The organism is Streptomyces sp. NPDC002232, assembly GCF_042890295.1.
Lineage (GTDB): Bacteria > Actinomycetota > Actinomycetes > Streptomycetales > Streptomycetaceae > Streptomyces.
The window spans coordinates 591,025-604,930 of record NZ_JBIARV010000004.1; the positions used below are offsets into that span (position 1 = coordinate 591,025).

At 75.3% G+C, this 13,906-nt stretch carries 11 protein-coding genes; 4 read left to right on the forward strand and 7 right to left on the reverse strand.

Annotated elements, in window-relative coordinates; genetic code table 11:
• Positions 1 to 28: 28 nt before the first annotated feature.
• On the reverse strand, positions 29 to 1,405 hold the full coding sequence (locus ACFYXU_RS20545) for a GAF domain-containing protein (RefSeq protein WP_389459125.1): 1,377 nt from the start codon (positions 1,403 to 1,405) through the stop codon (positions 29 to 31).
• A gap of 228 nt (positions 1,406 to 1,633) precedes the next feature.
• Between ACFYXU_RS20545 and ACFYXU_RS20550 the strand changes: the two genes are divergently transcribed.
• Positions 1,634 to 2,488: a bifunctional 5,10-methylenetetrahydrofolate dehydrogenase/5,10-methenyltetrahydrofolate cyclohydrolase gene (locus ACFYXU_RS20550; protein WP_376517411.1), complete on the forward strand. Its 855-nt coding sequence runs from the start codon at positions 1,634 to 1,636 to the stop codon at positions 2,486 to 2,488.
• Positions 2,489 to 2,628: 140 nt separating this feature from the next.
• Entirely contained in the window at positions 2,629 to 3,537 is a 909-nt protein-coding gene (locus ACFYXU_RS20555; protein WP_389459128.1) for a hypothetical protein, read from the forward strand.
• On the opposite strand, the gene ACFYXU_RS20560 is transcribed toward ACFYXU_RS20555, so the two are convergent.
• Both ACFYXU_RS20560 and ACFYXU_RS20565 read right to left on the reverse strand, forming a co-directional pair.
• Complete coding sequence (locus ACFYXU_RS20560; RefSeq protein ID WP_376517405.1) at positions 3,518 to 4,879, reverse strand: SWF or SNF family helicase; 1,362 nt, start codon at positions 4,877 to 4,879, stop codon at positions 3,518 to 3,520. The two genes, ACFYXU_RS20555 and ACFYXU_RS20560, sit on opposite strands and share 20 nt — an antisense overlap.
• A complete protein-coding gene (locus tag ACFYXU_RS20565) occupies positions 4,876 to 7,893 on the reverse strand; it encodes an SNF2-related protein (protein WP_389459130.1) in 3,018 nt (1,005 codons plus the stop codon). Before ACFYXU_RS20565 ends, ACFYXU_RS20560 begins: the two co-directional genes overlap by 4 nt.
• Before the next feature lie 260 nt (positions 7,894 to 8,153).
• On the opposite strand from ACFYXU_RS20565, the gene ACFYXU_RS20570 reads away from it, so the two are divergent.
• Positions 8,154 to 9,242, forward strand: coding sequence for a fatty acid desaturase family protein (locus ACFYXU_RS20570; RefSeq protein WP_389459132.1), 1,089 nt, complete (start codon positions 8,154 to 8,156; stop codon positions 9,240 to 9,242).
• A 17-nt stretch (positions 9,243 to 9,259) separates the two neighbouring features.
• Here ACFYXU_RS20570 and ACFYXU_RS20575 read toward each other — a convergent pair whose 3' ends face one another.
• From ACFYXU_RS20575 to ACFYXU_RS20590, 4 genes are all read right to left on the reverse strand, one after another.
• Positions 9,260 to 10,636 carry a tannase/feruloyl esterase family alpha/beta hydrolase gene (locus ACFYXU_RS20575; RefSeq protein WP_389459134.1) on the reverse strand — a complete coding sequence of 459 codons (1,377 nt, stop codon included), beginning with the start codon at positions 10,634 to 10,636 and terminating at the stop codon, positions 9,260 to 9,262.
• A 154-nt stretch (positions 10,637 to 10,790) separates the two neighbouring features.
• Complete coding sequence (locus ACFYXU_RS20580; protein WP_389459137.1) at positions 10,791 to 11,630, reverse strand: hypothetical protein; 840 nt, start codon at positions 11,628 to 11,630, stop codon at positions 10,791 to 10,793.
• A 97-nt stretch (positions 11,631 to 11,727) separates the two neighbouring features.
• The gene (locus tag ACFYXU_RS20585; RefSeq protein WP_361391904.1) at positions 11,728 to 12,063 is read right to left on the reverse strand and encodes a hypothetical protein; all 336 of its coding nucleotides are present in this window, start codon (positions 12,061 to 12,063) and stop codon (positions 11,728 to 11,730) included.
• Positions 12,064 to 12,257: 194 nt separating this feature from the next.
• Complete coding sequence (locus tag ACFYXU_RS20590) at positions 12,258 to 12,863, reverse strand: class I SAM-dependent methyltransferase (RefSeq protein WP_376512935.1); 606 nt, start codon at positions 12,861 to 12,863, stop codon at positions 12,258 to 12,260.
• Between the two features lie 171 nt (positions 12,864 to 13,034).
• Between ACFYXU_RS20590 and ACFYXU_RS20595 the strand changes: the two genes are divergently transcribed.
• Complete coding sequence (locus tag ACFYXU_RS20595; RefSeq protein WP_376512937.1) at positions 13,035 to 13,862, forward strand: MHYT domain-containing protein; 828 nt, start codon at positions 13,035 to 13,037, stop codon at positions 13,860 to 13,862.
• The last annotated feature ends 44 nt before the right edge of the window (positions 13,863 to 13,906 follow it).

Consider the following 13,906-nt stretch of genomic DNA (forward strand, 5'->3'; position numbering starts at 1 on the left):
GGGCGCGCCGGCCGTCCCTGGCCGGCGCTCACGCCCGAGTGTGCGGGCCGGGACGTTGCAAGCCCGTTGCACCGGCGGACAGTTCCGCCTCCAGGGCGTCCAGCCTCGCCCGTACGGGAGGGAGCCGGGTCGCGGGCACGGCCTCGCACAGCGCCCGCCAGACCACCACGTCGTCCTCGCCCCACGCGCTGTACGCCCAGTCCGCCAGCAGCCCGGGATCGCCGCGGTCCACGAGGGCCGCCCGCAGCCGGTCGGCGAGCCGCTCCCGCAGCCGTACGACCCCGGGCGCGGCCGAAGCCGGGAGCAACGGACCCGCGTACTCCCCGGCCGCCGCCGCGACGGCCCCCGAGGCGAGCCGGCGGTCGACCGTCGCGAAGTCCGCGTCCACCACCCCGGCCAGCCGGTACGGCCGCGACCCCAGCACGTCGGGCCCGAGCAGCGCGCGCAGCCGCGACAGCTCCGCCCGCAGGGTCACCGGGGTCACCGATTCGTCCTCGTACAGCAGCGTCAAAAGTTCGTCGCCGCCCACCCCCTCCGGCCGGTGCGCGAGGACCACCAGGATCTCGCTGTGACGGCGGCTCAGCCGCAGCCCGCGCCCGCCCACCGAGAGCACCGCCTCGTCCCGGCCCAGCGCCGACAGCCTCAGCCGTCCCGGCTCGGGGGCCGGACCGAGCAGCGCCAGCTGCGACTCGGCCGCGCGCGCCACCGCCTGGACGAAACCGAGGCTGTGCGGGTGCGCGAGCCCCTTCCCTCCGGTGATGTCGACCGCGCCGAGCACCCTTCCACTCCTCGGGTCGTGCACGGGCGCCGCCGCGCACGTCCAGGCCCGCACCGGGCGCCGGAAGTGCTCCGCCGCGACCACCTGGACGGGGCGGTCGACGGCCAGGGCGGTCCCGGGCGCGTTCGTCCCGGCCGCCGCCTCGGACCAGCGGGCCCCGGCCACGAAGTTCATCCTCCCGGCCTCGCGCAGGGTGCCCGGGTGCCCCTCGACCCACAGCATCCGCCCGGCGGCGTCGCACACCGCGAGGAGGTGCTCCCCGTCCGTCGCGTACGCGCCCATCAGCTCCCGGATCACCGGCATCGCCCCGGCCAGGGGGTGGGCCTCCCGGGAAGCCGCCAGCTCGTCCTCGTCCAGCTCCACCCGCGCCGCCCCGTCGGGGCTCACGCGCGCGCGTACGGAACGGCGCCAGGACTCGGCCACCAGCGGACGGGGCCGGTGCGCACGGGGCTCCTCGTCACGAACCGATTCTTCACGGACCGGTTCCCCGCCCCGGACCCGGGCCGGAGCCGACCGCCCCGCCTCGCCGTCCGCCCTCGGTGTCCGTCCCGTCCGTGGCTCCCCGGCCACCCACGCATCGCTCAACTCGGCCTCCTCGTCGAGGTCGTTCCGGCCCGTCGCGCTCATCGTGGTGCGCCCGGGTGCCGCCGACAAGCTTCCCCGCACCCCGGCATGCGCACCCTGTCCGGGACCGGCCTCCGACCCCTCACGTAGAGTGGGGCCCGGGCCGTGACTGGCGCTTGAGGTGGATCACCACCGGGGAGCGGCCCGGCGGAGCGCGCCCCGGCGGCGCGACCGTGCCGATGCCGTGCGCCTGGGCGACAGACCGGTCAGACACGACGCCCAGGAGTCCCCATGTCCACCAGCACCGCCACCCTCATGGACGGCACCGCCCTCGCCCGCCGCACGGTCGAGGAGACCGCGGCCCGCGCCGCCGAGATCACCCGCCGCACCGGCGTCACCCCCTGCCTCGCGACCGTGCTGGTCGGCGCGGACCCGGCTTCCGTCACGTACGTGAAGATGAAGCAGAACCGCTGCGCGAAGGCCGGAATCCGCTCGAAGCACGTCGAGCTGCCCGCCGAGACGACGACCGAGGAGCTCGTCGCCGCGATCACGGCCCTGTCCGAGGACCCCGAGGTCCACGGCATCCTGCTCCAGCACCCGGTCGGCCCGCACATCGACGAGCGGGCCGCCTTCGAGGCCATCGCCCCCGAGAAGGACGTCGACGGCGTCACGATGGCCTCGTTCGCCGCCATGGGCTTCGGCCTGCCGGGCTTCGTCTCCTGCACGCCCGGCGGCATCATGCGGCTCCTCGACGCCTACGACGTCGAGCTGAGCGGCAAGCGCGCGGTCGTCGTCGGCCGCAGCGCCATCCTGGGCAAGCCGGCCGGTCTGCTGCTCCTCGGCCGCGACGCCACCGTCACCTACTGCCACTCCCGCACCAAGGACCTCTCCTCGGTTGTGCGCGAGGCGGACGTCCTCGTCGCCGCCGTCGGCAAGCCGAACTTCATCAAGGGCGAGGACATCAAGCCGGGCGCCGTCGTCATCGACGCCGGCTACAACCCGGGCAACGTCGGCGACGTCGACTTCGCCTCGGCCGCCCAGCGGGCCTCCCTCATCACCCCGGTCCCCGGCGGCGTCGGCCCCATGACCATCGCCGTGCTCCTCGCCCAGACGGTCGAGGGCGCGGAGCGCCGGCTCGGCCTGTAGGCATCGATGGACGGGCGGCGGCGGTGACGGGCGAGCGGCGGAGGCGCGGGCGGGCGGCGATGGTCACGATTCCGTACCTGCCGCGTCCGGTGACCGGTGAACCCTGGTACCGCCGCCGTCGAACGGCGAACCTTGACCCCGTGCCTCCTCCGACCGACATCTTCCCGACCGACACCCCCGAGCCCGGCCGCCCGGTCGGGTCCGACACGCCCACGGCGGCAGGACCCGACCGCGTGGGCCCCGTACCGGACGCGCCCGGTGCCGAGGCGGCGTGGCCGGCCCGCTTCGTACGCGCCGGTGCACCCAGGCCCGGGCCCGCGGCCCGGCGCGCACGCTGGTGGGGTGTGCCGCTCGTGCCGCTGCTCACGGCCGCCCTGGTGGCCGGGGCGTTCCTGACGGCCCGGGGCGGACACGAAGGCGCCGGTCTCGCCGACGGACGGCCGGGCGGCGACCCGGTCGGCGTGCCGTCCCCCGTCGTCACCCGTTCCACGGGATCCGCCACCCCGACCGCCGGACCCGCCGACACGCCGATCGCGAGCACGCCCCCGCACGCCGCCACCACGGGCGCCACGCCGACCCGCACGGCGTCCGGGCACCGCTCGGGCCGGCCGAGGGAGAGCACGTCACCGACGCCGCGCCGGTCGAAGACCACACCCTCGGCCACCACCAGCCCCTCCGGACGCCCGGCGGGCGAACGGCGTCGCGTGTTGCCGGTCTCCTTCGAGGCGCTGCGCGTGGGCGAGTGCTTCGACATCGACCGCGACGCGCCGGGCACCGCCCTCCGGCGGCGCTGCGACACGCCCCACCGCGCGGAACTGGTGGCGCGGCTCCGCCTGACCGGCACCTTCGCCACCGATCAGGCCGTACGCGAGGCGGCCACCGTCCTCTGCCGCGAACCGCTCCGCCGCAAGGCCACCCGGCAGCCGCTGGGCACGCGCTGGACGACCTTCGTCCAGTACCCGTACCGGTCGAGCCACCTCCTCGGCGCGCACACCGTCGCGTGCAGCCTGGCGACCACCACCGGCACGCTCAGCCGCCGGCTCCGGTAGCCCCGGCGGCGAAGGCCGTCGCCAGGGCGGCCGCCGGGTCACGCTCCGCCGGACCCGCCGGGGACCAGCGCGCCCCGGCCTTCACGTACGGCCACCAGCGTCCGTCCTCGCCGAGCCGCAGCTGCGCCTCCGCGCCCACGACCGTCCACCGCGCCCCGGAGCGGCGCAGTGCCGGCCGGTCGCCGTCGTCCCAGGCCTCGGCGAGCCGCACCGCCGCCCGGTCGACCGCCTCGGCCTCCGGCGCCCACTCCTCGTCCAGTACGGAGAGGGCGGCGGGCCCGCCGAACCGCCACGCGCGTGCCGCCAGCTCCAGCTCCGCGCGCGACCTGCCCGAACCGGAGGCGAGCCGCGCCGCGACCCAGGGCACCGGAGCGCCCGCCGCGAGCCGGACCGCGTCCTGAGCGACCGTCAGCCGGGCCTCTACGCCCTCCTCTGCCGCGTCGCCCACGCCGTCGGCCACCGTCAGGGTGCGGAGCAGCCGATGCGCGCGCGCCGCCGCCTCCGTGGCGAGGAGTTCGAGGGCCGCCGGATCGACCCCCGGCTCCGGCGGGGTGTCGGTGTCCAGGGACGGTGACCGGCCCGGAGCCGCCGGCACGACCGGAGGGCCGGGCAACGGAGGCACCAGGAACCCCGCCGCGAACACCTCCTCCGCCGACACGCCCGGCATGCCGCCCGGTCCCACCGGGCGGCCGGCCGGCTCGCCGTCCCCGCGCGCGGAGGGCGCGGCGGCCCGCGCGGCACTGCGCGCCTGCAACTCCTCCAGGAGCGCGCGCTCGCCGCGCCCCCGCATCAGGAGGAGGACGAACGGGTCCTCGTCGAGGAGCCGGGCCACCTGGTAGCAGAGCGCCGTGGTGTGCGGGCAGTGGTCCCACGCCTCGCAGCCGCACTCCGCTTCGAGGTCGCCGACGCCCGGCAGCAGGTCGAGCCCGGCCTCCGCCGCGTCCTCCACCAGATGCGGCGGCATCTCGCGGTCGAGGAGCGCCGCGATGTGCCCCGCGCTGTCGACGGCGAGGTCGACGAGCCGCTCCCACTGCTCCTCGGTGAACTCCCGTACGAGTACGTCGCCGCGGTACGACGTGCCGTCACGGTCCTTGACCATGGCGGTGATCCGGCCCGGCCGCACCGAGACGGCTCCCACCGCTCCCGCGCGCGCCTGCCGCCGTCCCGCCTTGAGCTGCTGGAGGTCGAGCGCCGAGTCCTCCAGGGCCTTCAGCCACGCCCGGCCCCACCAGGTCCGGGTGAAGGCGCCGCCGAGCGCCGGAGGCAGCGCCGCGAACGTCCGCTCCTCGTCCCCCTGCCCCTGACCGTGCCGCCGGCCGTGCTCCTGCCCGTATCCGCTCATCGTCCGTCCCCTCGCAGTCGCACCAGCTCCGCCAGTTCGGCGTCGGTCAGTTCGGTCAGCTCCGGCGGGGTGTCCCCGCCGGTCCCCAGCACGCTGTCCGCCAGCTCGCGTTTGCGGTCGAGCATGGCGGCGATCCGGTCCTCGATCGTGCCCTCGGCGATCAGGCGGTGGACCTGGACCGGCCGGTCCTGCCCGATCCGGTACGCGCGGTCGGTGGCCTGCGCCTCCACGGCGGGATTCCACCAGCGGTCGTAGTGCACGACGTGCTCGGCGCGGGTCAGGTTGAGCCCCGTGCCGGCCGCCTTCAGCGACAGCAGGAAGACGGGGACCTCACCGGCCTGGAAGCGCGCGACCATCGCCTCGCGCTCGGCGACGGGCGTGCCGCCGTGCAGGAACTGCGTCCGCACCCCCCGGGCCGCGAGGTGCGTCTCCAGGAGCCGGGCCATCCCCACGTACTGGGTGAAGACCAGGGTGGCGGCCCCTTCGGCGAGGATCGTGTCGAGGAGCTCGTCGAGCAGTTCCAGCTTGCCCGAGCGGCCCTCGATCCTCGGCCGCTCCTCCTTGAGGAACTGGGCGGGATGGTTGCAGATCTGCTTGAGGCCCGTCAGGAGCTTCACGACGAGCCCCCGGCGCGCCATGCCGTCCGCCTCGGAGATCGCCGCCAGGGTCTCGCGCACCACCGCCTCGTACAGACCGGTCTGTTCCGGCGTCAGGGAGACGGTCCGGTCGGTCTCGGTCTTCGGCGGCAGCTCGGGGGCGATGCCGGGGTCGGACTTGCGCCTGCGGAGCAGGAAGGGCCGCACGAGGGCGGCGAGCCGCGCGGCGGCGGCCGGATCCCGGCCGCCCTCGACGGCCGAGGCGAACCGGGTGCGGAAGGCGCCGAGACTGCCCAGCAGCCCCGGCGTGGTCCAGTCGAGGATCGCCCACAGCTCGGAGAGGTTGTTCTCCACGGGCGTGCCGGACAGCGCCACGCGCGCGCGTGCGCCGATGGTGCGCAGCTGCCGGGCCGTGGCGGAGTACGGGTTCTTGACGTGCTGCGCCTCGTCCGCGACGACGAGTCCCCAGGTCCGCGCGGCGAGCCGCTCGGCGTCCCGCCGCATGGTGCCGTAGGTGGTGAGCACGAAGCCGCCGCCGGAGACCTCCTCCAGGTCCCGTGCCGCGCCGTGGAAGCGGCGCACGGGGGTGCCTGGCGCGAACTTCTCGATCTCCCGCTGCCAGTTGCCCATCAGCGAGGTCGGGCACACGACGAGGGTGGGCCCCGTCGCGGCCGGGTCCGCCTGGCGGTGCAGGTGCAGGGCGATGACGGTGATCGTCTTGCCGAGGCCCATGTCGTCGGCCAGACAGCCGCCGAGCCCGAGCGAGGTCATCCGGTCGAGCCAGGCGAGCCCGCGCAGCTGGTAGTCCCGCAGGGTGGCGGCGAGCGCCGGGGGCTGCGCGATCTCGGGCCGCTCGCCCTCGGGCCGGGCCAGCCTCTCCCGGAGCCGCTCCAGCCAGCCCGTGGCGGCCACGTCGACGGGACGGCCGTCGATCTCGGTCGTGCCCGTGAGGACGGCCGAGAGGGCGTCCACGGGCGTGACCTTGCGGTCCTGCTGGGCCCGGGCGCGGCGGACCTCGGCCGGGTCGACGAGGACCCAGCGGTCGCGCAGCCGCACCAGCGGCCGACCGGCCTCCGCGAGCCGGTCGAGCTCGGCCCGGGACAGCTCGTGGTCGCCCACGGCGAAGCGCCAGTTGAAGGCGAGGAGCGAGTCCGTGGCCAGGTAGGAGGGCAGCGCGGAGGCGCGTACGCCGTCGCCCGGGCCGGCGACGGAATCTCCTTCGCCCGCGCCTCCGACGGACTTGCCGTCATGAATGGGACCGGAGGCCGCTCCCGCCGGGCCGATCTCCGCGCGCGCGGAGAGCCGGTCGGCCAGTTCACGCGGCCAGTGGACTCGTACGCCCGACGCGGCGAGGGACTCGGCGGCGGGCCCGAGGAGTTCCACGAGCTCCTCGTCGGCGAGGTCGACCGTGTCGGGCACGGCCGAGGACAGGAGCGGGGACAGCGGGGGCCAGGCACGGGCGGCGCGCCGCAGGGCGAGCAGGGCGTCCATCCGGGCCCGGGGACCGAAGGAGGAGCCCACCCGGCCCGATCCCGCCCACACGTCCGCCGCGTCCGCGACCAGGGTCGGGTCGGCGACGTCGTGCAGTTGGAGCACCGCCCGGAAGGCGGGTGCCTCCGGCGACTCCGCGGTGAAGCCGGGCAGTTCGAGGCGGAGCGAGAGCCTCACGCCCGCGTCGTACACCGCCGCCACGTCGGCGGCCCACGCCCGCTGCTCCGGCACCGTCTGCGGTGCGTCGGCGGCGAAGGCGTCCCCGCCGGCCGCGAGCGGAGCCGCCGGGGAACGGGGCAGCGTGTCGGCCACCGCGTCGGCGAAGGCACGGAGCAGCGCATCGGGTTCGGGCAGCAGCAGCGGTTCGTCGACGGGCGGGGTGACGATGTCGGAGTCGGAGTCGGGCTCGGACTCGGACTCGGACGTGGGGAGCGGCAGGGGTACGGCGTGGGCGGCGGGCGGCATCGACGCGGCGAGCGTACGGAGTTCGGCCAGCTCCCCGGTGCCGAGCGGTCCCACACGCCAGGCGTCGTGGTCGGCGGGGCTGAGGCCGGGCAGGAGCAGGCCGCGCGCCACGAGGTCCAGGGCGAGGAGCGAGGCCGCGCCCCAGAAGGCGGCGGCGGGGGAGGCGTCGTCGGAGAAGCGGGCCCGGCCGAGCGACGGCAGGGCGTCCCGCACGGGCAGGGTGAGGGCCGGGACGGTCACGGCCCGGAGGCCGTCGCCCTCGACGACCGTGAGGGTGGTGCCGCGCGCGGCACCGGTGGCGGCCGGCAGCGGTTCGCCGTCCGGGGACCAGAAGGCGATCCGTCCGGCGCGCGGAGGATCGGCGGGCAGGAAGACGGCGGAGTGACGGAAGAGTTCGCGCCCGGGGGAGGGTTCCCGGGCGGGTTCGCGGGCCGGTTCGTCGGATCCGTGCGAGAGCGACAACGCATTCCTCAAATTTGACTACCTGGTGACCGAGTCGCCGAGGATACCTCGCCGGATCGAGGGACGCGCACCTTCCCGGAGTGATCCGCGCCATACCGGCCGGGGTCCCGGCGCGGGGGTGGGGCTCGCCCCACCCCCGCCCCCCGGCGCGCCCCCGGCGGTGGACGGGTGGTGACGCCATGGCCCCGGACGATCACGGATCCGTAGGTTCTCGGTAGGCGCCCACCGACCCCACCGACCGACAGAAACCGGAGCCCGCCATGTCCCAGGCCACCGTCCTGCCCCCGGCCGCCGCACCCCTCGCGGCGCCCGTCCGCGCCCGGGGCGGCAGCGAGTTCAGCCCGCTCCTCCGTACGGTCAGGGAACAGGGCCTCCTCGAACACCGGCCCGGCTGGTACGCCCGGGGCATCGTCGTCAACCTCCTCGGCATCGCCGCCGTCGCGGCGGGACTCGCCCTGATCGGACCCTCGTGGTGGGCGCTCCCGCTCGCGGTCCCCCTCGCCCTGTTGTCCGCCCGTGCCGCCTTCGTCGGCCACGACGCCGGCCACGCCCAGATCACCGCCGACCGCAGGACGAGCCGGATCCTCCAGCTCGTCCACGCGAACCTCCTCCTCGGCATGAGCCGGGAGTGGTGGAACGACAAGCACAACCGCCACCACGCGAACCCCAACCACCTGGACAAGGACCCGGACGTCGCCGCCGACATCCTCGTCTTCGCCGAGCACCAGACGGCCGGCCGCGCCGGGCTGCGCGGCTTCCTCACCCGCCACCAGGCCTGGCTGTTCTTCCCGCTGACCACCCTGGAGGGCATCGCGCTCAAGGTGTACGGGGTCCAGGCCCTGCTCGCGAAGGACGGCCCCTGCCGCACCCGGCGCGAGCGGATCGTCGAAGGCGCGCTGCTCCTCGCCCACTTCGCTGGCTACGCGACCCTGCTCCTCACGCTCCTGACGCCCGCCCAGGCCCTCGTCTTCGTCCTCGTCCACCAGATGCTCCTGGGGGTTCACCTCGGCATGGCCTTCGCCCCCAACCACAAGGGCATGGACCGGCCGGACGAGCACGAGGACGGCGACAGCTGGGGCCACCTGCGCCGCCAGGTGCTCACCTCACGGAACATCCGGGGCGGCGCCCTGACCGACTGGTTCCTCGGCGGCCTCAACTACCAGGTCGAGCACCACCTCTTCCCGAGCATGCCGCGCCCGAACCTCCGCCTGGCGCAGCCCGCGGTCCGGGCCCACTGCGCGGCGCTGGGCGTCCCGTACACCGAGACCGGCTTCGTGGACTCGTACCGCCAGGCCCTCGGCCACCTGCACGAGGTGGGCGCCCCGCTCCGGGCCGAGGGTGCGGCGTAGCCTCCCGCGAGGCGCCCTCAACTTTCCAGGGCGCAGGAGTTGACGAGGTCACCGCTCGCGGGTCGCGCGAGCGTCCGGTCCGCGGGCGGCGCCGTGCCCTCCTCGACCCAGCGCGTCAGGGCGTCGAACGCGGAGCGGTAGCAGGGCAGGATCGGCCGCAGCCGGTCCGGGTACGTGTCGTACAGACCGTCCGTGTGCGTCCCGTCCTGCACCCTGTAGTACCGGTGCAGGGCACCGCGGCCCCGCCCGTCGATCATCCCCGCGTACACGTCGGAGTCCGTGCTGATGGGCAGCAGGGTGTCGAGGTCGCCGTGGAGCGTGATGAGCGGCTTGCCGATCCGCCCGGTGAGCGCCACCCTCGCGACCGCGCGGTGCACCGACGGCGGCCGGGACGCGTAGTCGTACGAGGCGTCCGAGGCGCAGGGCGCGAAGATCTCCTCCACCGTCCCGCCGGCCGTGGAGCCGGGGCAGGCCGGGTCGTACGCAGGGTCGAACTCGGCCCGGAAGAGCTTCTGCGTCAGACCCCAGTAGGCCTTCTCGTGGTAGGGCCAGAGGAACCGCGAACCGGGCGCGAAGCCCGCCGCGATCAGGTCCTCGTCGGTCGCGCGGCCCTGGGTCCTGGCCACCGTCACGGGCAGGCTCGTCAGGAGGTTCGGTCCCCGGGCCGTCCACAGCACGCCCTCCCAGTCGACCCCGCCGTCGTACAGCTCCGGCCGGTTCTCCAGCTGCCAGCGCGTGAGGTAGCCGGCGTTGGAGATGCCCGTCATGTACGTGTGCTCCGGGGCCCGGCCGTAGCGCTGCCGCACGACCTTCTTCGCGGCCCGCGTCAGCTCGGTCACCCGGCGGTTCCACTCGGCGACCGCGTCGCCCGGCTCGCGTCCGTCGGTGAAGAAGTCCGGGCCGGTGTTGCCCTTGTCGGTGGCGGCGTAGGCGAAGCCCCGGGCGAGTACCTGGTCGGAGATCAGCGCGTCCGTGGAGTACTGGCGGCGGCTGCCGGGGGACCCGGTGACGACGAGCCCGCCGTTCCAGTGGTCGGGCAGCCGGATGACGAACTGCGCGTCATGGGCCCAGCCGTGGGTGGTGTTCAGACGCGAGTCGTCGGGGAAGTAGCCGTCGACCTGGACGCCGGGCACCCCCGAGGGATTGCGGGTCCCCTTCGCGGCGAGCCCCGCCTGGTCCGCCATGTCGGTGTACGGCGTGCCGGCGAGCCCGGCGGTCGTGAGGTCGTCCAGACAGGCGGACGCGTGCCGTTCGGCGCCGGGCACGTGGAGCCGGTCCTGGCGCGCGCAGTGCGCGGCGGCCGGTGTCTGGGCCCCGGCGGGGCTCGCGGGAGCGAGGACGGTGACTCCGGTGAGGAGCGCGGCGAGCAGGGGCACGCCTGGGATCAGGCGCATGATGAGCCTCCGGTGGGACGACGGGACGGGGGTGCGGCGCCACATCGTGCGACGCGCCCGTACCGCCGGGCCATGGTGTCGAACCACACCACGAGCCGTCGTCCTATGGAGTCCCCTGTCGCCCCGGGAGGAGGGGCGCGGCCGGAGGCGGCCTTCAGGAGGCGCGTACCGCCATCGCGTCGAGCGCTTCGAGGAGGGCGGGCAGCCGGGGGCCCCGCGTCACGGGCAGCACCTCGCGCGGCAGGTCGTCGAGGAGGACGAACGCCATGTCGTCGGTCCTGGCCACGAGCGACCAGCCGGGACCGTCCGCGCGCAGCATCCCGGCGTTCTCGCGCACCCGGCCCACCGGCGGGGGGTCCTCCAGGTATCCGCGCAGCTCCTCCAGGACTTTACGGGCGCCGGTGCTGGCGGCGGGGGGAGCGGCGTCTTCGGGGGGAGCGGCGGGGGCTGGAGCGGCTTGGCTGCTCCCGGCCGGCGCGGCTGGGCCGCTGTCGTCGGTCGTGCCTCCCACCTGGGCCCGCCAGGTGTCCCAGTGGAGTGCCACCTCGTCAGCGCCGAGCCGGCGCTGGGCCGGGCCCCACTCGGCGCCGGAGGGCGGTGCGAGGGGCTCGGGGTCCCCCTCCTCCGGCTCCGGGTCGTGCGGGGCGGGGACGCCGGGGGCGGCGGTCGCCACAGGCAGCGGCCAGCCCGGCAGCCCGGCGACCACCGAGCGCTCGTCCGGGGAGAGGTCGTAGGCCATGCCGCAGTCCCAGGACGAGATGGCCACGGCGACGAGCGACACGTCGTCGACGACGACCGTCCACCGCGCCCCGTTCCCGTCCTGGCCGAACACGAGCCCGTACCCCTCGGCGTACGGTTGCAGACCGAGTGCGGCACAGGCCGCCGGGTAGTCGTCGCCGAGCACGCTCGGGAAGCGCCCGGGCGTCAGCAGCGCCGCGGTCAGCACAAACAGCGCGTCGGCGTCGGCCTCGGCGATCGGGTCCGTCCCGGTCACGGCATCCTCCCCATCCGGTCGTCGGCGCACCGTACCAGTGGGTAACCCGTCCGTCGAGGGTCTTCGCCCGGGAACCTCGCCGCCTCTCGCGGGTCGGTCAGGTGTCGGCCGCCCGTGGCGCCGCGGACGGATCGCGGAGGCCGAGCAGGGAGCGGGCCACGGCGCGGGGCGACTGGTTCCGCTCCCGCGCGAGGGTGATCAGCGCACGGCAGGCCAGTTCGTTGACGCCGAAGGAGAGCATGCCGGGGGAGACCCGGCTCGCCGCCTCCTCCGCCCGCACGGGATCGTCCTCGGCGCAGGCGGCCACGTACTCGGCCGCCGCCTCGAAGAGGTTGTGGCCCTGCCGGGGGCGCGGAGGCGCCGGCGCGGCGGTCTCCGGGGCCTTCCGGCCGGAGGGGAGGAGTCTGCGCAGTCTTTCCGGAACTGTTGCCACGGCCCGCCGCCTCTCCCGGGCACGACTGCCCGGCAAGTCCACGGTAGACAGTGAAGTGCCGGTAAAGAAGGGTGCGTTGGTATCGGTGATAGCCGCGGTCGAGATCATTCCGGGGGAGGGGCTTCGGACGGGGGGCGCATTGGGCGGGAGTGTCGGACCGGTGAGGGGGCTCGTGGGTCGGAGAGGGGTCGAGTTCACCCCTCGCGGACGGCGAGGGCCAGATAGCGGGTGTCCTCGTCGGCATAGCTGACGAGCCGCCAGCCCGCCTCGGCGAGGAGGGGGCGCAGCCGGGGCTCGGCGCGCAGGTCGTCCGGGGTGATCTGCCGGCCGTGACGGGCCGCGAGGGCGGCCCGCCCGATCGGGTGGAACAGCGCCAGGCGGCCCCCGGGCCGTACCACCCGGGCGAGTTCCCGCAGGCCTTCGACGGGCTCCGCGAGGTGCGAGACGAGGCCGGCCCCGAACACCGCGTCGAGCGCGCCGTCGCGCAGCGGCAGCCGACCGATGTCGGTGAGCAGCAGCGCCCCGCCGCTCTCGCCCGCGCGTCCCGCGCCGACGGCCGCGTCGAGCATCTCGGGCGTGAGGTCGGCCCCGATCACCGTGCCGGACGGGCCGACGGCGGCGCGCAGCGGCGGGAGCGCGCGACCGGTCCCGCAGCCGGCGTCGAGCACGGCGTCGCCGGGGCGCAGGCCGAGCTCGCCCACGGCGGCGGCGTACGCCGGGCCGTCGTCCGGGAAGCGGCGGTCCCAGTCGGCGGCGCGGGCGCCGAAGAACTCTCGTACGCGTGTGGGGTCATCGCTCATGAACCCATGATCGCCCACGCATCCGCGCGATTCCTCACACGGAGGGGTGAACCTTCTGTGTCCACGTTCGAGTCCGGCCTGATCGTTCGGGATCGTCTCTCTGTCATATTCCAACAGCTTTCGAAATGCGCCCCCGGTGCGCCCCCCGATGCGCACTAGCGTCCCTGAGCCATGGGACACCTGGACCACGCCACCTTCGGCTGGCTGACACCCGTGCTGTCGTACGCGATGGCCTGCATCGGCGCCGCCCTCGGATTGCGCTGCACCGTACGAGCGCTCGACGCCACCGGCCGGTCACGGCGCAACTGGCTGCTCACCGCGGCCTCCGCGATCGGAACCGGCATCTGGACGATGCACTTCGTCGCGATGCTCGGCTTCGGCGTGACGGGCACGGACATCCGGTACGACGTGCCGCTCACCCTCCTCAGCCTCGTCGGCGCGATGGCCGTCGTCGGCGTCGGGGTCTTCGCCGTCGGTTACGGACGGGACCCGGTGCGCTCGCTCCTCGTCGGGGGACTGACCACGGGCGTCGGCGTGGCGTGCATGCACTACCTGGGCATGGCCGCGCTCCGGCTCCACGGCCAGGTGCGGTACGACCCGCTGCTCGTCGCCCTGTCGGTGCTGATCGCCGTCGTCGCCGCGACGGCCGCGCTCTGGGCGGCGCTCCACATCCACCGGCCCGCGGCCGTGGCCCTCGCCTCGCTGGTGATGGGCGCGGCCGTCAGCAGCATGCACTACACGGGCATGCTCGCCGTACGGGTCGACGTGGTCCCCTCCGCCGCCGCTCTGTCGGGCGCGTCGCTCATGCAGTTCATCTTCCCGCTCGCCGTCGGACTCGGCTCCTACCTCTTCATCACCTCCGCCTTCGTCGCCCTCTCCCCGACGGCCGGGGAACGCGCCGCGTACGCCTCGGCGGGACGCCTCACCGAACCGGACGAGCGCGCCGTCGATGTCGCACCTCCCGGCTTCCGCGCGGCGGAGGCTCCCGTACGCCCCTGACCCGACCCCGACGGACGACCCACCGCACCAGAGAACAGGCACAG